The sequence below is a fragment of the Streptomyces sp. AF1A genome, from assembly GCF_047340315.1.
In the GTDB taxonomy this organism is placed as follows: domain Bacteria; phylum Actinomycetota; class Actinomycetes; order Streptomycetales; family Streptomycetaceae; genus Streptomyces.
This window is the reverse complement of the sequence record NZ_JBLEBI010000002.1, coordinates 47,657-69,354: the sequence shown is the minus strand read 5'-3', so window position 1 is coordinate 69,354 and position 21,698 is coordinate 47,657. Positions and strand designations below refer to the sequence as shown.

The 21,698-nt window shown below is 71.2% G+C and carries 17 protein-coding genes and 2 pseudogenes; 16 read left to right on the top strand and 3 right to left on the bottom strand.

The window, feature by feature from the left end; all coding sequences use genetic code 11:
- The first annotated feature begins 250 nt into the window (after window positions 1-250).
- The 5 genes from ACLU3S_RS01370 to ACLU3S_RS01350 are packed head-to-tail and all read left to right on the top strand — an operon-like array spanning window position 251 to window position 7,323.
- Entirely contained in the window at window positions 251-3,916 is a 3,666-nt protein-coding gene (locus tag ACLU3S_RS01370) for a nitrate reductase subunit alpha (RefSeq protein WP_413949863.1), read from the top strand.
- Window positions 3,916-5,550 carry a nitrate reductase subunit beta gene (gene narH, locus ACLU3S_RS01365; RefSeq protein ID WP_413949806.1) on the top strand — a complete coding sequence of 545 codons (1,635 nt, stop codon included), beginning with the start codon at window positions 3,916-3,918 and terminating at the stop codon, window positions 5,548-5,550. Before ACLU3S_RS01370 ends, narH begins: the two co-directional genes overlap by 1 nt.
- Window positions 5,547-6,266, top strand: a complete 720-nt coding sequence (narJ, locus tag ACLU3S_RS01360; RefSeq protein WP_413949805.1) for a nitrate reductase molybdenum cofactor assembly chaperone — start codon at window positions 5,547-5,549, stop codon at window positions 6,264-6,266. Before narH ends, narJ begins: the two co-directional genes overlap by 4 nt.
- Window positions 6,263-7,006, top strand: coding sequence for a respiratory nitrate reductase subunit gamma (gene narI, locus ACLU3S_RS01355; RefSeq protein WP_413949804.1), 744 nt, complete (start codon window positions 6,263-6,265; stop codon window positions 7,004-7,006). The genes narJ and narI overlap by 4 nt, the downstream gene beginning before the upstream one ends.
- Before the next feature lie 23 nt (window positions 7,007-7,029).
- Window positions 7,030-7,323: a hypothetical protein gene (locus tag ACLU3S_RS01350; protein ID WP_413949803.1), complete on the top strand. Its 294-nt coding sequence runs from the start codon at window positions 7,030-7,032 to the stop codon at window positions 7,321-7,323.
- Here the strand turns inward: ACLU3S_RS01350 and ACLU3S_RS01345 are convergent.
- Genes ACLU3S_RS01345 through fdxA form a run of 3 tightly spaced genes read right to left on the bottom strand, consistent with a single transcriptional unit; the run spans window position 7,304 to window position 8,716 of the window.
- Complete coding sequence (locus tag ACLU3S_RS01345) at window positions 7,304-7,672, bottom strand: cupin domain-containing protein (RefSeq protein WP_413949802.1); 369 nt, start codon at window positions 7,670-7,672, stop codon at window positions 7,304-7,306. The two genes, ACLU3S_RS01350 and ACLU3S_RS01345, sit on opposite strands and share 20 nt — an antisense overlap.
- A 52-nt stretch (window positions 7,673-7,724) precedes the next feature.
- Window positions 7,725-8,375 (bottom strand): helix-turn-helix transcriptional regulator, encoded by a 651-nt coding sequence (locus tag ACLU3S_RS01340; RefSeq protein ID WP_413949801.1) that lies wholly within the window; start codon window positions 8,373-8,375, stop codon window positions 7,725-7,727.
- A gap of 14 nt (window positions 8,376-8,389) precedes the next feature.
- A complete protein-coding gene (gene fdxA / locus ACLU3S_RS01335; RefSeq protein ID WP_413949800.1) occupies window positions 8,390-8,716 on the bottom strand; it encodes a ferredoxin in 327 nt (108 codons plus the stop codon).
- A gap of 109 nt (window positions 8,717-8,825) precedes the next feature.
- Here fdxA and ACLU3S_RS01330 point away from each other — a divergent pair, with 109 nt between their 5' ends.
- The 11 genes and pseudogenes from ACLU3S_RS01330 to ACLU3S_RS01280 all read left to right on the top strand — a co-directional run bounded on the left by ACLU3S_RS01330 (window position 8,826) and on the right by ACLU3S_RS01280 (window position 21,392).
- Entirely contained in the window at window positions 8,826-9,566 is a 741-nt protein-coding gene (locus ACLU3S_RS01330) for a DUF2249 domain-containing protein (RefSeq protein WP_413949799.1), read from the top strand.
- 54 nt (window positions 9,567-9,620) lie between these two features.
- Window positions 9,621-9,809: pseudogene (locus ACLU3S_RS01325) on the top strand (hypothetical protein); the annotation flags it as partial.
- A 150-nt stretch (window positions 9,810-9,959) separates the two neighbouring features.
- A pseudogene (narY, locus tag ACLU3S_RS01320) lies at window positions 9,960-10,151 on the top strand (nitrate reductase subunit beta); the annotation flags it as partial.
- 175 nt (window positions 10,152-10,326) lie between these two features.
- Window positions 10,327-11,343, top strand: a complete 1,017-nt coding sequence (locus tag ACLU3S_RS01315) for a LacI family DNA-binding transcriptional regulator (RefSeq protein ID WP_413949798.1) — start codon at window positions 10,327-10,329, stop codon at window positions 11,341-11,343.
- Window positions 11,340-12,860, top strand: a complete 1,521-nt coding sequence (locus ACLU3S_RS01310) for a sugar ABC transporter ATP-binding protein (protein ID WP_413949797.1) — start codon at window positions 11,340-11,342, stop codon at window positions 12,858-12,860. The genes ACLU3S_RS01315 and ACLU3S_RS01310 overlap by 4 nt, the downstream gene beginning before the upstream one ends.
- On the top strand, window positions 12,850-14,796 hold the full coding sequence (locus tag ACLU3S_RS01305) for a substrate-binding domain-containing protein (RefSeq protein ID WP_413949796.1): 1,947 nt from the start codon (window positions 12,850-12,852) through the stop codon (window positions 14,794-14,796). The genes ACLU3S_RS01310 and ACLU3S_RS01305 overlap by 11 nt, the downstream gene beginning before the upstream one ends.
- A gap of 78 nt (window positions 14,797-14,874) precedes the next feature.
- On the top strand, window positions 14,875-15,777 hold the full coding sequence (locus tag ACLU3S_RS01300) for a ribokinase (protein WP_413949795.1): 903 nt from the start codon (window positions 14,875-14,877) through the stop codon (window positions 15,775-15,777).
- Window positions 15,774-16,163 carry a D-ribose pyranase gene (rbsD, locus tag ACLU3S_RS01295; protein ID WP_413949794.1) on the top strand — a complete coding sequence of 130 codons (390 nt, stop codon included), beginning with the start codon at window positions 15,774-15,776 and terminating at the stop codon, window positions 16,161-16,163. The genes ACLU3S_RS01300 and rbsD overlap by 4 nt, the downstream gene beginning before the upstream one ends.
- A 240-nt stretch (window positions 16,164-16,403) precedes the next feature.
- The gene (locus tag ACLU3S_RS01290) at window positions 16,404-18,224 is read left to right on the top strand and encodes a hypothetical protein (RefSeq protein WP_413949793.1); all 1,821 of its coding nucleotides are present in this window, start codon (window positions 16,404-16,406) and stop codon (window positions 18,222-18,224) included.
- 33 nt (window positions 18,225-18,257) lie between these two features.
- Window positions 18,258-20,132, top strand: a complete 1,875-nt coding sequence (locus ACLU3S_RS01285) for an MBL fold metallo-hydrolase (protein ID WP_413949792.1) — start codon at window positions 18,258-18,260, stop codon at window positions 20,130-20,132.
- A 237-nt stretch (window positions 20,133-20,369) separates the two neighbouring features.
- The gene (locus tag ACLU3S_RS01280) at window positions 20,370-21,392 is read left to right on the top strand and encodes a LacI family DNA-binding transcriptional regulator (protein WP_413949791.1); all 1,023 of its coding nucleotides are present in this window, start codon (window positions 20,370-20,372) and stop codon (window positions 21,390-21,392) included.
- The last annotated feature ends 306 nt before the right edge of the window (window positions 21,393-21,698 follow it).

Here is a 21,698-nt window from a genome sequence, read left to right as displayed (position 1 = left end):
GCCGCCCCGACGCCTGGCCTGCACACCGGCCACCGCACTTCGGCCCGTCGGGCTTCTGGCCTGCCATGTATATGGGCTGACGGCGTGTCGGACCCGTTCGGCTCGGCCGTCGGCAGAGCATGGTGCCCACCGCCCCCACGGCCGGCCACGCGAGGCACCGGGGGATGCAGGGCACCAGTAGGCAACTGCAGCATCCGAGGAGGCGAATGGTGTGAGCACCGACCGGGCCGATGCCGCGGCGGAACGGCTGATGCGTACCGCGCAGTACTTCTTCCCCGGTACGCAGTCACCCGACCGGAGGATGCTGTACCGCGAGGGCGGCCGGGAGGCGGAGGAGTTCTACCGCGAGCGGTGGCGCCACGACCGGGAGGTGCGCTCCACGCACGGCGTGAACTGCACCGGGTCGTGCTCGTGGCGGGTGTTCGTCAAGGACGGCCTGATCACCTGGGAGACGCAAGCGACCGACTACCCCTCGGTCGGCCCGGACTCGCCGGAGTATGAGCCGCGGGGCTGCCCGCGCGGGGCGTCGTTCTCCTGGTACACCTACTCGCCCACTCGCATCCGCTACCCGTATGTGCGCGGTCCGCTCCTCCAGTTGTGGCGGCGGGCGAAGGAGCAACACCCCGACCCGGTGGAGGCGTGGGAGTGGCTGACCTCGGATCCCGAGCGGTGCACGGCGTACAAGCGGGCGCGCGGCAAGGGCGGCTTCGTGCGGTGCACCTGGCGCGAGGTCACGGAACTGGTTGCGGCGGCGCAGGTGCACACGGTCAAGCGGTTCGGTCCCGACCGCATCGTGGGTTTCTCCCCGATCCCGGCGATGTCGATGGCCTCGTACGGGGCGGGTACCCGCTACCTGTCGATGATCGGCGGCACGATCTCCTCCTTCTACGACTGGTACGCCGACCTGCCCATGGCCTCACCCCAGGTGTTCGGTGACCAGACGGACGTGCCGGAGTCCGGCGACTGGTGGAACGCCGGCTACCTGATCGTGTGGGGCACGAATCTGCCGATCACCCGGACTCCGGACGCGCACTTCATGACCGAGGCCCGTTACAGGGGGCAGAAGGTGGTAGTGGTCTCCCCGGACTACGGGGATCACACCAAGTTCGCCGACGACTGGCTCGCAGCGGTCCCCGGTACCGACGGCGCGCTGGCGATGGCCATGGGCCACGTGATCCTGAGCGAGTTCTACCGCGATCGGCAGGTGCCGTACTTCACCGAGTACGCCAAGACCTACACGGACCTGCCGTTCCTGGTGCGGCTGCGCGAACGCGACGGGGAGAACGGGAGGGCGTACGTCCCGGACAAGTTCCTCACCGCCGCCGACCTGCCCGGCCAGGAGACGGAGGCGGCCGAGTTCAAGACCGTGCTGCTGGACGCGCGTACCGGTGAACCCGTCGTGCCGAACGGCTCGCTGGGCTTTCGTTGGGCGTTCCCGGAGGATGCCCAGGAGCCGCGGTGGAACCTGCGCCTGGACGGCGTCGACCCGTTGTTGTCCCTGCACCAGCGCCCCGGCGGCGAGGCGGTGGCGGTGGACCTGCCCCGCTTCGACGCCGGCCCCGGCGAGTCGGGGGGAGTGCTACGGCGCGGCGTGCCGGCGGCCCGGGTCGCAGGCCATCTGGTGACCACCGTGTTCGATCTGGTGCTCGCCCAGTACGGGGTGGCCCGCGCGGGCCTGCCCGGCCGGTGGCCGAGCGGTTACGACGACGCGGACAGCCCGTACACACCGGCCTGGCAGGAGGCGATCACCTCTGTGCCGGCGAAGGCAGCCGCCCGGGTGGCGCGGGAGTTCGCGCGCAACGCCGAGCGCACCGGCGGCCGTTCGATGATCGCGATGGGAGCGGGCACCAACCACTGGTTCCACTCGGACCAGATCTACCGGGCCTTCCTCTCCCTGGTGATGCTGACGGGCAGCCAGGGCGTCAACGGCGGCGGCTGGGCGCACTACGTCGGCCAGGAGAAGGTGCGCCCACTGACGGGCTGGTCCCATCTCGCGTTCGGCCTGGACTGGCAGCGGCCCACCCGACACATGGTGGGCACCCCGCTGTTCTGGCTGGCCACCGACCAGTGGCGCTACGAGGCGTTCCCCGCCGACACCCTGGCCAGCCCCCTCGGGCAGGGCCGGCTGGCGGGACGCACCCTGCCGGACTGCAACGCGCTGGCCGCCCGGCTGGGCTGGATGCCCTCCCACCCGGCGTTCGACCGCAACCCGCTGGACGTGTGCGACGAAGCCGAACGTGCGGGAAAGGAGGTCTCCGACCACGTCGTCGACGAACTGAAGGCAGGACGGCTCAGGTTCGCCGCCGAGGACCCCGACGATCCCGCGAACTTCCCCCGCGTCCTGCTCATCTGGCGGGCGAACCTGTTCGCCTCGTCGATGAAGGGCCACGAGTACATGCTGCGGCACCTGCTCGGCACCGACGACGCGGTGACCGCCGCCGAGACCCCGCCGGAACTGCGGCCCAGGGACGTCACCTGGCGCGAGCAGGCCCCAGTCGGCAAGCTCGACCTGTCGGTTGCGGTCGACTTCCGCATGACCAGCACCTGCCTGTTCTCCGACGTCGTGCTGCCTGCGGCGACCTGGTACGAGAAGTACGACCTGTCCTCCACCGACATGCACCCCTTCGTGCACGCCTTCAACCCGGCCATCGCACCCCCGTGGCAGACCCGCACCGACTTCGACATCTTCCACACCGTCGCCGCCGAGTTCTCCCGCCTGGCCGAAACCCACCTCGGGGTGCGCCGGGACGTCATCGCGGCCCCGCTCGCTCACGACACGGCGGACGAGATGGCGCAGCCGCACGGCCGATTCCTCGACTGGAAGGCCGGCGAGTGCGAGCCGGTACCTGGCCGCACCATGCCGAAACTGATCGTGGTGGATCGGGACTACACCAAGGTCGCCGAGAAGATGGCCGCCGTCGGACCACTGCTCGACACGCTTGGCACCACCACCAAGGGCCTCACCTGGAAACCCGACCAGGAGATCGACTACCTGCGCTCCCGCAACGGCACCGTCCGCGGCGGCATCGCCGACGGGCGTCCCTCGATCGCCCGCGACGACCAGTTCTGCGAGGCGATCCTCGCCCTGTCCGGGACCACCAACGGCCGCCTGGCCGTTCGATCGTTGCGCGCGCTGGAGGAGCGCACCGGCGTGGACCTGGCCGACCTGGCCGAGGAACGCTCCGGCGACCGGATCACCTTCGAGGACACCCGCACCCAGCCCCGCGCGGTGATCACCTCCGCGGAGTGGTCGGGTACCGAGTCCGGCGGCCGCCGCTACTCCCCGTTCACCGTCAACGTCGAACGCCTCAAGCCCTGGCACACCCTCACCGGCCGCCAGCACTTCTTCCTCGACCACGACTGGATGGCCGAGTTCGGCGAACAGCTCCCCGTCTACCGGCCGCCGCTGAACATGCTGGCGCACTTCGGCGACCCGATCCGCTCACCGGATGGTCACCCTGAACTCGTGGTGCGTTACCTGACCCCGCACTCGAAGTGGTCGATCCACTCCGAGTACCAGGAGAACCTGCACATGCTGACCCTCTTCCGCGGCGGGCCGGTGATCTGGATGAGCCCGAAGGACGCGGAGAAGATCGGCGTGGCGGACAACGACTGGATCGAGGCGTACAACCGCAACGGCGTGGTCGCCTGCCGCGCGGTGGTCACCCACCGCATGCCGGAAGGCACGGTGTACATGTACCACACCATGGACCGGCACCTGAACGTGCCGAAGACGGAGACCTCCGGGCTGCACGGCGGCGGCGACAACTCCCTCACCCGCCTGCTGATCAAACCGACTCATCTCATCGGCGGCTACGCCCAGTTCTCCTACGGCTTCAACTACATCGGCCCCACCGGCAACCAACGTGACGAGATCACCGTCATCCGGCGGCGCAGCCAGGAGGTGGACTTCTGATGAGGGTCATGGCGCAGGTGGCGATGGTGATGAACCTCGACAAGTGCATCGGCTGCCACACCTGCTCGGTCACCTGCAAGCAGACCTGGACCAACCGGCCCGGATCGGAGTACGTCTGGTTCAACAACGTCGAGACCAAGCCGGGCGCCGGCTACCCGCGCCGCTACGAGGACCAGGAGAAGTGGAAGGGCGGCTGGACCCTCAACCGCCGGGGCAGGCTGAAGCTCAAGGCCGGCGGCCGGCTGCGCAAACTGGCCACCATCTTCTACAACCCCGACCTGCCCTCGCTCGACGACTTCTACGAACCGTGGACCTACGACTACCAGAGCCTGACCACCGCACCGCTGTCCGACAGCTTCACCAGCGCCCGGCCCAAGTCCCAGCTGACCGGCCGGGACATGCGGCCCGTGCACGGCCCGAACTGGGACGACGACCTCGCCGGAGCCGCCGAGTACGCCACCACTGACCCCAACCTGGAGGGCCTTTCGGAGCGGGTGCGGATGGAGTTCGAGCACACGTTCATGTTCTACCTGCCCCGAATCTGCGAGCACTGCCTCAACCCCTCGTGCGTCGCCTCCTGCCCCTCGGGGGCCATGTACAAGCGGGAGGAGGACGGCATCGTCCTGGTCGACCAGGACCGCTGCCGCGGCTGGCGATTCTGCGTCTCCGGCTGCCCCTACAAGAAGGTCTACTTCAACCACCGCACAGGCAAGGCCGAGAAGTGCACCTTCTGCTACCCGCGCATCGAGGCCGGGCAGCCCACGATCTGCTCCGAGACCTGCGTGGGCCGACTGCGCCACCTCGGCGTCATGCTCTACGACGCCGACGCCGTCCTTCAGGCCGCCTCGGTCAAGGACGACAAGGACCTGTACGAGGCCCAGCTGTCCGTCTTCCTCGACCCAGAGGACCCCGAGGTGCAAGCGGCGGCCGAACGTGTCGGCATCGCTCACGACTGGATCGTGGCCGCCCGGCGGTCCCCGGTGTACGCGCTGATCAAGAAGCATCGGGTGGCGCTGCCGCTGCACCCGGAGTACCGCACCATGCCCATGGTCTGGTACGTCCCGCCGCTCTCCCCGGTCACCGACGCGGTGCACGCCACCGGTTACCACGACGACGACCCCGACCGCGTGTTCGCCGCCATCGACGCCCTGCGTATCCCCGTGGAGTACCTGGCCAACCTCTTCACGGCCGGGGACACCACGATCGTCGAAGGAGTGCTGCGCAAGCTGACCACCATGCGCGCCCACATGCGCGCTCAGCAGCTCGGCGACCAGCCCGACCAGGTACTGCTCGACTCGGTCGGTGCGAGCGCCGCCGACATCGAGGACCTGTACCGGCTGCTGGCCATCGCCAAGTACGACGACCGCTACGTCATCCCCAGGGTGCATGCCGAGGGATCCGGCGCCCTGATGGCCCAGCACTGCTCTCTCGACTACCCCGGCGGGGTAGCCGATCTCGCCGCCCATAGCGAGGACCGGCGAACGGCCGCTCCGCCACCCCTGCCGGGTCTGGCCCCACCAGGTGGCGGCAGCCAGTTCCGCGACAGCGACGGGCAGGTGCGTTTCAACCTCCTCGGCTGGAACGGCAATGGCCCCGCCCCCGGCCTCTTCGGCGGCGACGGGGGCAGCCGGTGAGCCCCCGCGGTATCCGACAGACGGCGGCCGACACACCGCTGGTGCACCGCATCGCCTCGGTCCTGCTGCGCTACCCGGACGAGCGGATGCTCGCCTGCCTCGACGACGTCGCCGCCGCACTGCCCGCCCTTGCCAACTCCGCCGACCGCAACCGGCTCACCGCCGCCTGCGACCACCTGCGACGCCTGCCCCCCACCGAGGCCGCCCAGCAGTACGTGGACACCTTCGATCACACCCGCCGCCGCAGCCTGCACCTGACCTACTACCGGCACGGCGACACCCGTGCCCGCGGCATGGCCCTGCTCGCCCTCAAACACGCCTACCGACAGGCCGGCCACGAACCGCCCGAAGCGGAGCTGCCGGACTTCCTGCCACTGATCCTGGAATTCGCCGCCCTCGCCCCCGCACCCGGCCGCCGCATCCTGCTGCAGTGCCAGGCCGGCCTCGAACTGCTCCGCCAGGCCCTCCACGAGCACTCCACTTGGTACGCCGGTGTCCTCGACACGCTCTGCGGACGCCTGCCCGGACCAACCCGGCGCGAGCGCGACGCCTGGCACCGGCTGGCCGTCCAGGGACCACCAGGCGAACAGGTCGGCCTGCAACCCTTCGGCCCACCAGAACAGACCGGACTGGATCCCCACCCCGCGCCCCGGCAACCGGTGTTGCTCCCTTACCCGACCACGAGAGCATTCCTGAGCGCCAAGGAGAGCCGATGAGCTCCTGGGACCTGTGGTGGTGGGTCATCCTGCCCTACCTCGCCCTCGCCGTCTTCGTCGTCGGCCACGTCTGGCGCTGGCGCTACGACCAGTTCGGCTGGACCAGCCGCTCCAGCCAGCTCCAGGAGCGCCGCCTGCTGAAATGGGGCGGGCCGCTCTTCCACTACGGCACCTTCGCCGCCATTGCCGGACACGTGTTGGGCATCCTCGTCCCCGAATCGTTCACCCGATGGCTGGGCATCCCGGAGGACACCTACCGCTGGTTCTCCTCGATCGGCGGCACCGTCGCCGCGCTCGCCGTCATTTTCGGGGTGGTGATCCTCGCCTTCCGCCGCACCACGGTGCCCCGGGTGCGGGCCACCACGAGCCCGGTCGACTGGCTCGCGCTGATCCTGCTGGCGATCGTGATCGTGCTGGGCATCATCCCCACGATGGGCGTCAACCTCCTGGGATCCGGTTACGACTACCGGCAGAGCGTCGGGCTGTGGTTCCGAGGCCTGTTCGCCGGCGATCCGGACGTCGACGTGATCTCCCACGCCCCGCTCATCTACCAGATCCACGCTACCGCCGCCTGGGCCATCCTCGCCGTGTGGCCCTTCACCCGGCTGGTGCACGCCTGGAGCATCCCGCTGTGGTACCTGTGGCGCCCGTTCGTCCTCTACCGCTCCCGTACAGCGGCCCATCCCACCGAACCTGGTGCCAGCGGACGCCGCTGGCGCCGCATCGGCGTCCGCTACTGACAAGAGGAAGCGGCACACCATCCATGCAGAAGCTCTCCCTCGACGTCCGCGCCCGCGAACTTCTGGAACGAGCCGCCGCTTCCTCCACCGGCCGCGGCGCCGAGACCGTCTACGGCGGCCAGGAACACACCCTGGGCCAGACACTCATCGCCCTGCGCGCCGGTACCTTGGCGACCGTCAGCAGTGCGGCGGGGTCGAAAGATGACGGCGGCCGAGATCGCGGCACCGATCGGGTTCATCGCCCGCATCACCTTTCTGCGCGCCGGCCGCCGACCGCGACCAGCCGGCTGCAGGTCATCAGGCGGCGGGCCAGGTAGTCACGCGCCCGGCGAACTCCGGCGGGCCGGCCACGACCATGAGAGAGGCCGGCTCGCTTCCCGGGTTGGCCAAGCGGACCCGCTCGCCGGTACCGATATGAGCGGCCATGCCGGCCGACAGCGTCCGCACCTGCCCGTCATGGTGGACCTCAACCGATCCGGCCAGCGGGATGAGCACGATCTGGGAGGAGCCATGGTCGTGTTCGGGCATGCCGCCTCCCGCAGGAATCTCCACGTGCAGAACGGCGAGCTGGTCGGATGTACCGGGCGTCGTGAGCAGTGCTGCCGTCGGCCCGCCAGGGACGGGGGCGCGGTGGCGGGGTGCGGTGGCGATCTCGGCGATGTGCATCAGGTTCTCCCTTCGGGATGTGCGTGCGCGTGGCTCGCGGGCACGGCTGGGGTTATGCGGCGTCCGCGCGTTGCAGGTGGGCCAGACAGGCGTCAGGCTCGGCGAACGGCTCCAACCGGGCAGCGGCAAGAGGTGCGCCGAGTTCTTCCAACGCGCCTTGCATCAGGCCCAGATGCAGCGGGCAGACGATCGGCCCGTACTCCTCGGCCAGCTCCAGGAACGGGCAGTGCCGCAGCCGGATCGCCTCCGGTACCGCGTCGCCGACCGGTTCGGGGGCGAAGCCCAGTTCGTCCAGGAGGGCGGTGAGGCGTGCCGTCGCCTCCTCAATACTCAGGCGCCGGTATGGGGGCGGCGGTTCAGCCAGATGGCGACCCCAGGTACGGCCCGCCTCCCGGGCGTCCTCGCCCGCACCCGGCCCGGCCGAGACCAGGCGGCTGAGCAACATCTGAGCCAGCAGGCGGTAGCGGCGTACGCCCCCACGGTCCATCCCCGGACGCGGGGTGTAGACGGTGCGCGGGCGCCCTGGACCCGACGACTCGTCCAGTCTCCGCTCGGCCGCCCCCTGTGCGACCAGAGCGTCCAGGTGGAAGCGCGCGGTGTTGGCATGAACGCCGAGCCGCTCGGCCACCTCAGCCACGCCCACCGGCCCTCCCGCCTCACGCAGCAGACGCGCGATCTCCCGTCGGCGGGAACGCTCCGGCATGCTGCCCACCGCGATCACCCGTCTCCCTGCTGGGGCGGCAGCGCGGCGACCAGCGGATGGTCGCGCGCGATCAAGCCCAGCTTCGCCGCGCCGCCGGGCGAGCCGAGCTCATCGAAGAACTCCACGTTCGCCTTCGTGTACTCCGACCACTCGGATGGCACGTCGTCCTCGTAGAAGATCGCCTCCACCGGACACACCGGCTCGCACGCCCCGCAGTCCACGCACTCGTCCGGGTGGATGTACAGCGAGCGCTGCCCCTCGTAGATGCAGTCCACCGGGCATTCCTCGATGCACGCCTTGTCCTTCACATCGACACACGGCTGCGCGATCACATACGTCACGGCCCGCCTCCCATCAGCACCGGGCGGTACACCCTCACAGCAAGGTTTTTACAAATACTACATGTAATAATGGTGGCCGTCGGTGTGGGACGCCGGAAGGGAAAGAGCCGTGACGCCGTCGACCGAGATCTACATCCATGCCACCGAGACCGACCCCGCCGTTCAGGCTCAAGCCGCGATCCGGGCCGGCCACCACCGGTTGCTCGCCGCGCTCAGGGCGAAAGTCGCGCTGCTGGCCGAGTTGCACCTGGGCGCCGGTGCGCGCGAGGCGGCTCAGGTGGCGGTGACGGAGTTCTGCACCGGCGAGGTGCGCCGCCATCTGGCCGCCTCCGACCAGGCCCTGTACGCCCCGGCGGCAGGCGCGCCCGAAACCCGCCTCCTCATCAGGGCCCTGCGGACCACCGCAGTCACCCTCCACGACCGGATCGATGCCCTGTCCCGAACCGATGACACCGACGCGTCCGCCGCCCTCGCGCAGAGCATCGAAGCAGTCCTGGCCACCCACCTCGCCGTGGAAGAGACGGTGCTGCTGCCCGCACTCGCCGCCCTACCCGGCGCCGACCTCCCCACCCTGGCCGCGGACTTGACAACCCTGCTCAACGGTGGCCACCTCGATCAGCCCGCCGTCATCAACGCCACCGAACTCCCGCACGGCCGGCGCCACCCGCGCATCTTCGCCCGCTACGCCCGCCTGGCACCCGGCGAAGCCTTCACCCTGATCAACAACCACGACCCCAAGCCGCTGCGCCGCGAGTTCGAAGCCACCTACCCTGGCGACTTCACCTGGGAATACCTGGAAACCGGCCCGCAACGATGGCAGATCCGCATCGGACGGACGACGGATGACTGACGCACAAAACACCACCGCCGATACGGGCGAAACACCGAGAGGCGACGCGGGCTCATCGACGTGCCGCGCACCGAGACGACCGGCCGACGCGGCGGGATCCACAACTCGCTGACCCGCCTGCTGATCAAACCGAGCCGTCTGATCGGTGGATACGCGTAGTTGTCGTACGCCTTCCACCGCCTGGGGCCGACCGGCAACCAGCGCGACGAGGTCACCGTCGTGCGCCGCCGTACCGACCAGGTGGTGGCTACGAGCCCTGGACCCACGACTACGCGACGCCGACCAACGCGACGCTGCAGGAACACATCCCGGTGGCCCGTCCCCAGTCCCTCGTCACCGGCAAGGACATGAAGATCTCGTGGTCGGCGAGCTGGGACGACGACCTCGGCGACCATCGTCTGGTACATCCCGCCCCTGTCCCCGGTCGTCGACTGCGTCCGCGACACCGGCCAGGACGCCGAGGACCACCGCAACCTCTTCGCCGCCGTCGACGCCCTGCGCATCCCCGTCGACTACCTCGCCCAGCTCTTCACCGCCGGCGACCCCGCTCCCGTCGACAGGGCGCTGCGGCGCCTCGCCGCCATGCCACACCGGCCGTTGCCGTCAGAGGCCCGGCACCGGACGCCGCGTTCGCGGCAGGCTCATGACGTGACGGACGTCACCATCGGAACACCTTGTTCCGAATCCTGTAATCGATTCCAATCCTTTCTACGCAATCGAGTAATCGATTACACGACATCCACGAGGAGGTGGAGCGGCGATGGCGAGCATCAAGGACGTGGCCGCCGCGGCGGACGTGTCCGTCGCCACCGTCTCGCGCGTGCTGAACGACCATCCGTCGGTCAGCGCGCGCGCACGTGAGCGGGTGCTGGCCGCCGTCGAGAAGCTGGGCTACCGCCCGAACGCGGTCGCCCGCTCGCTGCGCACCGACCAGACCCGCACGCTCGGCCTGGTCATCAGCGACGTGCTCAACCCCTACTTCACCGAGCTGGCCCGGTCCGTCGAGGTGGAGGCCCGTCTGCTGGGCTACAGCGTCATCATCGGCAACGCCGACGAGCGGCCCGACCTCCAGGACCACCACGTACGGACGCTGCTGGACCGCCGGATCGACGGGCTGCTGGTCTCTCCGACCGACGGCTGCTCCCCGCTGATGGCGGACGCGGCACGGGCGGGCACGCCGATGGTCTTCGTGGACCGCTGGATCGCGGGCACGGACGTGCCGGTGGTGCGTTCCGACGGACGCGGCGCCGTACGGGATCTCGTCGCGCATCTGTACGGGCTCGGGCACCGCAGGCTGGCCATCATCGCGGGGCCCGCGGCGACCACCACCGGACGGGAGCGGATCGAGGCCTTCCGCGAGGCGCTGGCCGAGCACGGGCTGGATCTGCCCGACGCGTACATCGGGCAGGGCGACTTCCAGGCCGGAAGCGGCCGGCGGGTCACCGAGGCGTTCCTGGACCTGCCCGAGCCGCCCGAGGCCGTGTTCGCCGCCGACAACCTGATGGCGCTGGGCGCGCTGGACGCCGTACGGGCGCGCGGACTGCGCGTGCCCGACGACATCGCGCTCGTCGCGTTCGACGACATCCCGTGGTTCGTGCACACCGATCCGCCGATCACCGCGATAGCCCAGCCCACGGGCGAGCTGGGCCGCGCAGCCGTGCGCGCACTGGTCGACCGCATCGAGGGGCGCACCCCCGAGTCCGTCACCCTCCCCGCCCGGCTCGTCGTACGCCGCTCGTGCGGCGAGTCCCCCGCAACGAACAGGAGTCAGTCGTGAGCAATTCGGAGGAGTTGCTGCGCATCGAGGGCATCAGCAAGTCCTTCCCCGGGGTGGTCGCGCTCGACGGCGTCGACTTCGACCTGCGCCGGGGCGAGGTGCATGCGCTGCTCGGTGAGAACGGTGCCGGCAAGAGCACGCTCATCAAGATGCTGTCGGGCGCGCACACACCGGACGCCGGGCGCATCCTCGTCGGCGGCGAAGAGGTCCGCATCCACGGTGCGCAGGACGCCGAGCGTCTCGGAATAGCCACGATCTACCAGGAGTTCAACCTCGTCCCCGATCTGACGGTCGCGGAGAACATCTTCCTGGGCCGTCAGCCGCGCCGCTTCGGCATGATCGACCGCCGGACCATGGAGGCGGAGGCGGCCGTCCTGCTCGAGCGCGTCGGTGTGCCGGTGTCGCCCCGCGCGCGGGTGCGTGATCTGGGCATCGCGCGCCTGCAGATGGTGGAGATCGCGAAGGCCCTCAGCCTGAACGCGCGTGTGCTCATCATGGACGAGCCGACCGCCGTGCTCACCTCCGAGGAGGTCGACAAGCTCTTCGCGATCGTGCGCACCCTGCGCGAGGACGGCGTGGGCATCGTGTTCATCACCCATCACCTCGACGAGATCGCCGCGTTGGGCGACCGCGTCACCGTGATCCGTGACGGCAGGAGCGTCGGGCAGGTCCCGGCGAGCACGCCGCAGGAGGAGCTCGTACGGCTCATGGTGGGCCGCTCCATCGAGCAGCAGTACCCCCGTGAGCGGGCCGCCGCAGGCCCCGCCCTGCTGACGGTGGAGGGGCTGGCGCGTGACGGGGTCTTCCACGACATCGGCTTCGAGGTGCACGCCGGCGAGGTCGTCGGCATCGCCGGTCTGGTCGGCGCGGGCCGTACGGAGGTGGTGCGGGCCGTGTTCGGCGCGGACCCCTACGACGCGGGAACCGTCAAGGTCGCCGGCACCGTGCTGCGCCGGCACGACGTCAACGCGGCCATGGCGGCCGGCATCGGGCTCGTGCCCGAGGACCGCAAGGGTCAGGGGCTGGTGCTGGACGCGTCGGTGGAGGAGAACCTCGGCCTGGTGACCCTGCGGAGGGCGACCCGTGCCGGGCTGGTCGACCGCAGGAGCCAGCGCGCGGCCGCCGAGCGGATCGCCGGACAGCTGGGCGTGCGCATGGCAGGGCTCGCCCAGCAGGTGCGCACCCTGTCCGGAGGCAATCAGCAGAAAGTCGTCATCGGCAAGTGGCTGCTCGCCGACACCAAGGTCCTCATCCTCGACGAGCCGACGCGCGGGATCGACGTCGGCGCCAAGGTCGAGATCTACCAGCTCATCAACGAACTGACGGCCGCGGGCGCCGCCGTCCTGATGATCTCCAGCGACCTGCCCGAGGTGCTCGGCATGAGCGACCGGGTGCTGGTGATGGCCCAGGGCCGCATCGCGGGCGAACTCGACGCGGACGAGGCCACCCAGGACGCCGTGATGGCGCTCGCCGTCAGCAACCCCACTACCGGAACGGAGGCCAGCCGTGGCCACTGACACGCTCAAGAGCAAGGCGGGCGCCGGTGGCGCCACGAGCGGCCTGCGCCGCGTCCTGCTCGACAACGGCGCGCTGACCGCGCTGATCGTCCTCTTCATCGCCCTGTCGGCGCTGTCGGGCGACTTCCTCACGACCGACAACCTGCTCAACGTGGGTGTCCAGGCGGCCGTGGTGGCGATCCTCGCCTTCGGCTCCACCTTCGTGATCGTCGCGGCGGGCATCGACCTGTCGGTCGGATCGGTGGCCGCGCTGTCGTCGACCGTGCTCGCCTGGAGCGCCACCTCGCACGGCGTACCCGTCGTCCTGGCCCTCCTGCTGGCCATAGCCACCGGCATCGCGGCCGGACTGGTCAACGGCTTCCTCATCGCCTACGGCAAGCTGCCGCCGTTCATCGCGACGCTCGCCATGCTGTCGGTGGCCCGCGGCTTGTCCCTGGTGATCTCCGGAGGCGTGCCGATCCCGTTCCCGTCCTCCATCTCCCACCTCGGCGACACCGTCGGCAACTGGCTGCCCGTCCCGGTGCTGGTCATGGTCGTGATGGGGCTGATCGCCGCGCTCGTGCTCGGCCGCACCTACATCGGCCGCTCGATGTACGCGATCGGCGGCAACGAGGAGGCCGCGCGTCTGTCGGGCCTGCGGGTGAACCGGCAGAAGCTCGCCATCTACGCGCTGTCCGGCCTCTTCGCCGCGGCGGCGGGCATCGTGCTGGCCTCCCGGCTGTCCTCCGCCCAGCCCCAGGCGGCCAACGGCTACGAGCTCGACGCGATCGCGGCGGTCGTCATCGGCGGCGCCTCGCTCGCCGGCGGTACCGGCAAGGCGTCGGGCACCCTGATCGGCGCGCTGATCCTGGCCGTGCTGCGCAACGGCCTCAACCTCCTGTCGGTGTCCGCCTTCTGGCAGCAGGTCGTCATCGGGGTCGTCATCGCGCTCGCGGTGCTCCTGGACACGCTGCGCCGCAAGGCGGGGGCGACGCCCGTCGCGGCCGGCACCGGCGGCAACAAGGGCCGCCAGGCGGGCACGTACGCCCTTGCGGCGGCGGTCACCGTCGCGCTGGTGGGTGCCACCTCCTTCCTGCACAGCGGGTCCTCGGGCACCACCCCGAAGATGGGCCTGTCGCTGTCCACGCTCAACAACCCCTTCTTCGTGCAGATCCGCTCCGGCGCACAGGCCGAGGCCAAGAAGCTGGGCGTGGACCTCACCGTCACGGACGCGCAGAACGACGCCTCGCAGCAGGCCAACCAGCTGCAGAACTTCACCAGCTCCAACTTCGGCGCGATCATCGTCAACCCCGTGGACTCCGACGCGGCGAGCAACTCGGTGAAGGCCGCCGACAAGGCGAAGATCCCGGTGGTCGCCGTCGACCGCGGCGTCAACAAGGCGTCCGTGGACACCCTCGTCGCCTCCGACAACGTCGCGGGCGGTGAACTCTCCGCCAGGACGCTGGCCGAGAAGCTCGGCGGCCACGGCAAGATCGTCATCCTGCAGGGCCAGGCCGGCACCTCGGCCGCCCGCGAGCGCGCGGAAGGCTTCGCCAAGGGGCTGAAGGCATACCCGGGCATCCAGGTCGTCGCCCAGCAGCCCGCCGACTTCGACCGCACCAAGGGCCTGGACGTCATGTCCAACCTGCTGCAGGCCCACCCCGACGTCCAGGGCGTCATCGCCGCCAACGACGAGATGGCGCTCGGCGCCATCAAGGCGCTCGGCTCCAAGGCCGGCAAGTCGGTCCAGGTCATGGGCTTCGACGGCACCCCCGACGGCCTGAAGGCGGTCCAGAACGGCACCCTGTACGCCTCGGTGGCGCAGCAGCCCACCCAGCTCGGGCGGATCGCCGTCGACAACGCGCTCAAGGCCGCGCAGGGCAAGAAGGTCCAGGACGCGGTGAAGGTCCCGGTGAAGGTGGTCACGCAGCAGAACGTGGCCGGCTTCCACGGCTGACAGCGGCGCTCCGGCCGGGGGCGGGGCGCCACCACGGTGGCACCCCGCCCCCGGCCGCCTATCGGGAAGGTCCCTCTCATGTACGACTACGACCTGCTGGTCGTGGGATCCGCCAACGCCGACCTGGTCGTCGGAGTCGAGCGGCGCCCGGGCCCCGGGGAGACGGTGCTCGGCTCCGACCTGGCCGTCCATCCGGGCGGCAAGGGCGCCAACCAGGCGGTCGCGGCCGCCCGCCTCGGCGCCCGCACGGCCCTGCTGGCCCGCGTGGGCGACGACGCCCACGGCCGGATGCTGCTCGACTCGCAGCGAGCCGCCGGCGTCGACACGGCCGGCGTGCTGACGGGCGGGGCGCCGACCGGCGTCGCGCTGATCACGGTGGATCCGTCGGGGGACAACAGCATCGTGGTCTCCCCGGGCGCCAACGCGCGTCTCACACCCGAGGACGTCAAGGCCGCGGCCGGTCTGCTGCGCGCCTCCCGGGTGGTCTCCGCGCAGTTGGAGGTCCCGCTGGAGACGGTGGCGGAGGTGGTGCGCGGCCTGGCGCCGGGCAGCCGCTTCGTGCTCAATCCCTCGCCTCCGCGCCCCCTGCCCGACGAGGTCGTCGCTGCGTGCGACCCGCTGATCGTGAACGAGCACGAGGCCGAGGTCATCCTCGGCGGCACCGTCGCGGGACAGACCCCGGAGGACCGGGCGCGTGCCCTGCTCGCGCGCGGCCCGCGCTCGGTCGTCGTCACCCTGGGCGGCGAGGGCGCCCTGGTGGCGACCCGGGACGCCACCACCCGCATCGCGCCGGTGACGGTCGACGTGGTGGACACGACCGGCGCCGGCGACGCGTTCACCGCGGCGCTGGCCGTCCGCCTCGGCGCCGGGGCGAGGCTGGAGGCGGCCGCCGCCCACGCGGCACGCGTCGGCGCGCTCGCCGTCACCCGCCGTGGGGCCCAGGACTCCTACCCCACCGCCGAGGAGGTCGACGCGCTGTGAAGAAGTCGGGCATACTCAACCGCCATCTCGCGGGCGAGCTGGCCGCGTTGGGCCACACCCACCAGCTGCTGGTGTGCGACGCGGGCATGCCGATACCCCGGGGCCCGCGCGTCGTGGACCTCGCCTTCCGGGCCGGGGTGCCGTCGTTCGCCGAGGTGCTGGACGGCCTGCTCGACGAACTGGTCGTCGAAGGCGCCACGGCCGCCGAGGAGATCCGGACCGCCAATCCCGCGGCGGCCGCACTGCTGGACGGGCACTTTCCCGACCTGGCACTGGTCCCGCACGAGCAGCTCAAGGAGCTGTCGGCGGGGGCGCAGTTGATCGTACGCACGGGCGAGGCCCGCCCGTACGCGAACGTGCTGCTGCGCTGCGGGGTCTTCTTCTAGGGCCGACAGGCGGACCTTCTCCGGATCGGGGTCCCGCGTGCGCGCCGGATCGGGACGGCGCGGCAGACAGGCCGGTGAGCTGCGACAGAACACGGCCGTTGCCGCGCCTGCCGGTTGACCGTACCGGGGGGCTGGGTGCCTGTCTGTTGACCACACCGAGGTGGGCTGGGTACGTTCTCATGTGGGAACGATTCCAGTCGCGGGCGCCCTGGGGCGCCGTGCGGACACGAGGGGCGGGGCGTGGTGGCGAGAGCGTCGGGCGAGGTGCGGCTGGGCCGGCACGAGGGGCGGATCGAGATACGGACCAAGGCCTACGGCATGAGCGTGGCCGCTGATGGCCGCACGGCCGGCGTCTTCGCCCCCGGCGCGGACCCGGACGCCGATGCCCGGGGCCCCCAGGTGGCCGTCCTCCAACTGCTCGGGGCGCTGGACACGTTGGACGGGCCGGACGAGACCGCCGCAACGGCCCCACCGGTGCTCCTGCGGGAGGATCCGTACCCGGTCATCGAGGCCGGACGGCGCAGCACCCGCTGGGAGCGGGCCGCCGTACGCATCGAGTGCCGCCCGGAAGGGGTGGAACTGTCCTGGTCGGTGCGTGGCAGCGGGACACTGACGGAGGTGCACCTGCTGGCCGGGCGTTCCGTGCTGCCCGGTGCCGGCGGGTACCTGCCGAGCGGCAGTTCCTTCCGCACGCTGTTCTCGCCGAACCCCGGCGACCCCCGCCGCCTGGTGCGTGCCGCCGGCGAGAGCGCGGTCGTGGGCGTGGTGGGCGACGCCCGGCCGGGGCGCGGCCACTGGTTCTTCACCCCCGCTCCGCTGTGCCTGGCGCTGACCACCACGCCGGCAGTGGAGGACCCCGCGCACCCCGTTCCCGACGGGTGGTGGACGCTCGCCGTCGACGCCCCCATCCGGGACATGACGTTCACACAGCTCGCCTACGTCCCGGCGGACGGCGGGTTCGCCCTGCGTCTGGACTACGAGGGCCACACCAGGGTGGACGGCGAATTCCGCACACCCACTGTGGTGTTCACGCCGGGCAGCCCCGACCCGTACGAGGCGCTGCGCCGTTACCGGGCCCGGCTCGTCTCCCGCGGCTCGGCCCCGGCCGTGCCGAGGTCCCGGCGCCCCGACTGGTGGTCGGCGCCGATGTTCTGCGGCTGGGGAGCGCAGAACCACGAGGGCCGCGTCACCGGCCGGCCCGCCCAGGACCTCGCCGGCCAAGCCGCGTACGACCGCTACCTCGGGCATCTCGCCGGCCAGGGCATCGAGCCGGGCACGATCGTCATCGACGACAAGTGGCAGCTCCAGTACGGCACCTGCGAGCCGGACCCGGACAAGTGGCCCGACCTGCGGGGGTGGATCGCGGCCCGGCGCGAACGCGGGCAGCGCGTCCTGCTGTGGTGGCCCGCCTGGCTGTGGGAGGGCCTCGCCGACGAGGTGTGCGTCCGCAACCCCGAGGGCGTGCCCGTCGCACTCGACCCGGGCAGCCCTGCCGCTCGCAAGGCGCTCGAAGACGGCGTGACCCGCATGCTCGGCGACGGGCCGGGCGGCCTGGGAGCGGACGGGCTGAAGATCGACTTCACCGCCCGTACGCCCAGCGGAGCCGCACTGGCCCACCACGGTCCGCGCTGGGGGATCGCCCTGCTGCACCAGCTGCTGTCCACGGTGTACGACGCGGCCAAGCGCGTGAAGCCGGACGCGCTCGTCGTCACGCACACCCCCCACCCGGGCTTCGCCGACGTCACCGACATGGTGCGGCTCAACGACATGCTGCGCCTGGACGACCCCGAACCCGACGCCCCGATCGTGCCGCAGATGCGCCACCGGGCCGCCGTGGTCACCGCGGCCTGCCCCGACCTGCTCGTCGACACCGACGACTGGTGCGTGCCCGACCGGGAGCAGTGGCGGGCCTACCTGGCCGCCAAGCCCGACCTGGGCGTGCCCGCGCTGTACTACAGCACCCACATCGACCGCACCGGGGAACCGCTCGGTCCCGAGGACTACGCCGCCGTACGGTCCGCGTGGCACGCCTGGGACCAGCGCCGCCGCATGCACGCCTGACACCCTTCATCCGACCGGGACCACGGGAGAACCATGCTCATCGGCACGGACGTTTTCCGCTTCCAGGACACCTGCCACGTGTACGTGCTGCGCCGTGGGCGGGAGGCGGTGCTCATCGACTTCGGCAGCGGCGAGGTCCTCGACCGCCTCGGCGACTACGGAGTCGACCGGGTCACCGACGTGCTGATCACCCATCACCACCGCGACCAGGTGCAGGGTCTGGCACGGGCCGCGCGCGCCGGCATCAGGATCTGGGTCCCGCCGGTGGAGCGGGACCTCGTCGAGAACGTCGACGAGCACTGGCGTACCCGGCCGCTCGACAACGACTACGACGTGCGCCAGGACCGGTTCTCCCTGCTGGAACAGGTGCCGGTGACCGGCAGCGCGGCCGAGTACCGCACCCGCTCCTACGGGCCGTTCGAGGTGTTCACCCTCCCCACGCCCGGCCATACCGTCGGCTCCGTCAGCTACCTGGTGGAGGTCGGCGGCAAGCGCCTCGCCTTCGTCGGCGACCTGATCCACGGTGAGGGCCGGGTGTGGTCGCTGGCGGCCACCCAGTGGGCGTACACGGGCGGCGAGAGCGCCGGCATGGAGGGCGTCGCCGCCACGGCCCTGTCCTGCCGGCAACTGCTCGACCACGCGCCCGCCATGCTGCTTCCCTCGCACGGGGAGCCGGTGACACATCCGCGTGCCGCAGTGGCCCGGCTGCGGTCGAGACTCCAGGAACTGCTGGACTCACGCCGCAGACGCCCCTGGGATCTGGACGCCATGCTGGACGACCCCTGGGAACAGGTGACGCCCCACCTGCTGCGCAACCGCACCAGCAACGCGCAGACGTACGCGCTGCTCTCCGACCACGGCACGGCCCTGCTGCTGGACTTCGGATACGACCTGACCACCGGCCTGCCCGGCGGGCACGACCGCTCCAGCCGCCGGCCACTGCTGGCGTGCCTGCAGTCGCTGCGGCGCGTTCACGGCATCGACCGGGTCGAGGTGGCGCTGCCCACCCACTACCACGACGACCACGTCGCCGGATTCAACCTGCTGCGCGAGGTGGAGGGCACCGCCGTCTGGTCGCCCTCCAACGTGACCCCGGTGCTCGAGGACCCCACACGCTGGGACCTGCCCTGTCTGTGGTTCGACCCCATCCCGGTGGACCGCGATCTCCCGCTCGGCGCGCCCGTCACCTGGCGCGAGTACGAGATCGGTGTGCACGCACTGCCAGGCCACACCCTGTATGCGGCCGCGTACTCCTTCGAGGCGGACGGGCGCCGTGTCGTGGCGACCGGAGACCAGCAGACCACCGAGTGGCGGCCGGGGGAGCAGCCCGAAGTGCTCAACTACCAGTACCGCAATCGTTTCCGGATCGACGACTTCCGGCGCAGCGCCGAGCTGTACCGCGCCCTGAACCCCGAACTGATGATCAGCGGCCACTGGACGCCTCGCAAGGTCACCCCGGCCTACCTGGACATGCTCCTGGAGGAGGGCGAGCGGGTGGCGCGGCTGCACCGCGAACTGCTGCCCTCGGACATCGACTTCGACGCCGAGGGCTTCGGTGCCCGGATCACTCCCTACCGTTCGGCGGTGGAACCGGGCCGGACCCTGGTGCTTCGGGTCTGCGTGCGCAATCCCTTCCCGGCGGCGCGCACCGCCCGGGTGCGGATGGTGGTCCCGCCGGGCTGGGCGGCCCGGCCCGCCGCGCGGGAGGTGAAGCCGCAGGGGGGCGGCGAGGCCACCTTGGTGTTCGAGGTGACCGTTCCCCCGGGGGAGCGCGGTGTCCGGCGGCGGGTGGCCGCGGACCTCACCGTCGGTGGGATGCGGTTCGGACAGCAGGCCGAGGCCCTGGTCACCGTGGCGTCGCGGTGGCCGCGGGAGGACGGCGACGCGCCCGGGGGAGCGGGAGTGTGAGCCGAGGCCACCGGAGGAGGCGTTCAACTGCAGTGCGGCGCGGCGATCACGTTATTGTGCCAGCAGCGCCTTTCACCGTGCGCGGACACGGCAGCCGGACGGTGTGGAGGCAGGGCGGACATCGGGGCGAGGGGGCAGCGGCGGATGGCTGATCGCGAAAGTGGCGTACCGGTCGCCGACGGCGAAGGTGACAGGAGCACGCCCGCGGTCGGGCGACGGCGTCCCACCCTGCACGACGTGGCCAGGGAGGCGGGGACGTCCCGCTCCACCGCCTCGCGGGCGCTCAGCGGACAGGGCTATGTGGCCGCGCACATCCGAGCGGACGTGCTCGCGGCCGCCCAGCGCATCGGCTACGTTCCTGACGCTCTGGCGCGCACGCTGAAGGGGCAGCGCAGCAATGTCGTCGGGCTGCTCGTCTCCGATCTGCGCAACCAGTTCTACGCGGAGCTCGCCGCGGGCGTGGAGCACGCCCTGCGCGCGGCCGGGTACCAGATGGTGCTGGTGGACGACCACGGCGACCCCGAACAGGAACTCGACGGAGCCAAGGCGTTCGTCGCGATGCGGGCCACGGGCGTCGTGCTCACTCCAGCTGCCGCGGCAGCCACCGAACTGCTCGTCGAGCGGGGCGTGAGCGTGGTGGAGGCGGACCGGCGCTCCGGGGCCCGCGGGTGCGACTCGGTGGTCATCGACAGCGAGCTGGGTGCCCGGGAGGCCACCGAGCACCTGCTGCAACTCGGCCACCGGCGCATCGCGTTGCTGATCGACGAGACGAAGTGGGCCACCGGTGCCGAGCGGCTGCGCGGCTACCGCGCCGCCCACCGCGCCGCCGGCGTGCCCGTCGACCGGCGGCTGGTGCTCGACCTGGAGTTCCACGCCGCGGACGCCAGGTCCCGGGTGGCGGAGCTGCTGGACCGGCACCCGGACGTCACCGCGATCTTCGCCGTCAACAACCTGATGGCCGAGACGGTCTGGCTGGAGCTGCGCCGACGCGGTCTCGCCGTGCCCCGCGACGTGTCGCTGGTGTCGTTCGACGACCTGGCGTGGATGCGGATGGTGGAGCCCGGTCTCACGGCCGTGGCGCAGCCGACCTACGAGATGGGGCGCAGGGCGGCCGAGTTGCTGCTCCGGCGGATCGCCGAGCGGGAAGCCGCCGTGGAGCCCAAGAGGGGCCGGGCGGGGCGCCGCATCCAGGAGACGCTGGAACCGACGCTGGTGCTGCGCGGTTCGACCGCGGCGCCGGCCGGTTCGGCTGGAGCCTGAACCACGGCCGTCCGGGCCGCTGTCCCCGTGCGTCCCGTCCGCCCCTGGGCGTGTGACGTGCGCTGACGCACCCGGTCCCACATCAAGTGCTGCCGGAGTATTGACGGGCCTTCAACGACCTGAGTACGTTCCCATGTGGGAACGATGCCACACCGCCTCACGGCCGGACAGCACCCGCTGCCGCCACCCTCGGCGACCCCGCCCGACCTGTCCGCAGTAGCCGAGGAGGCTCGTCCCGTCCGCAGGACCACGGCCCGCCGGGCCTTTCCGGCACTGCCACGAACGGATCGAAGGACTGACACCACA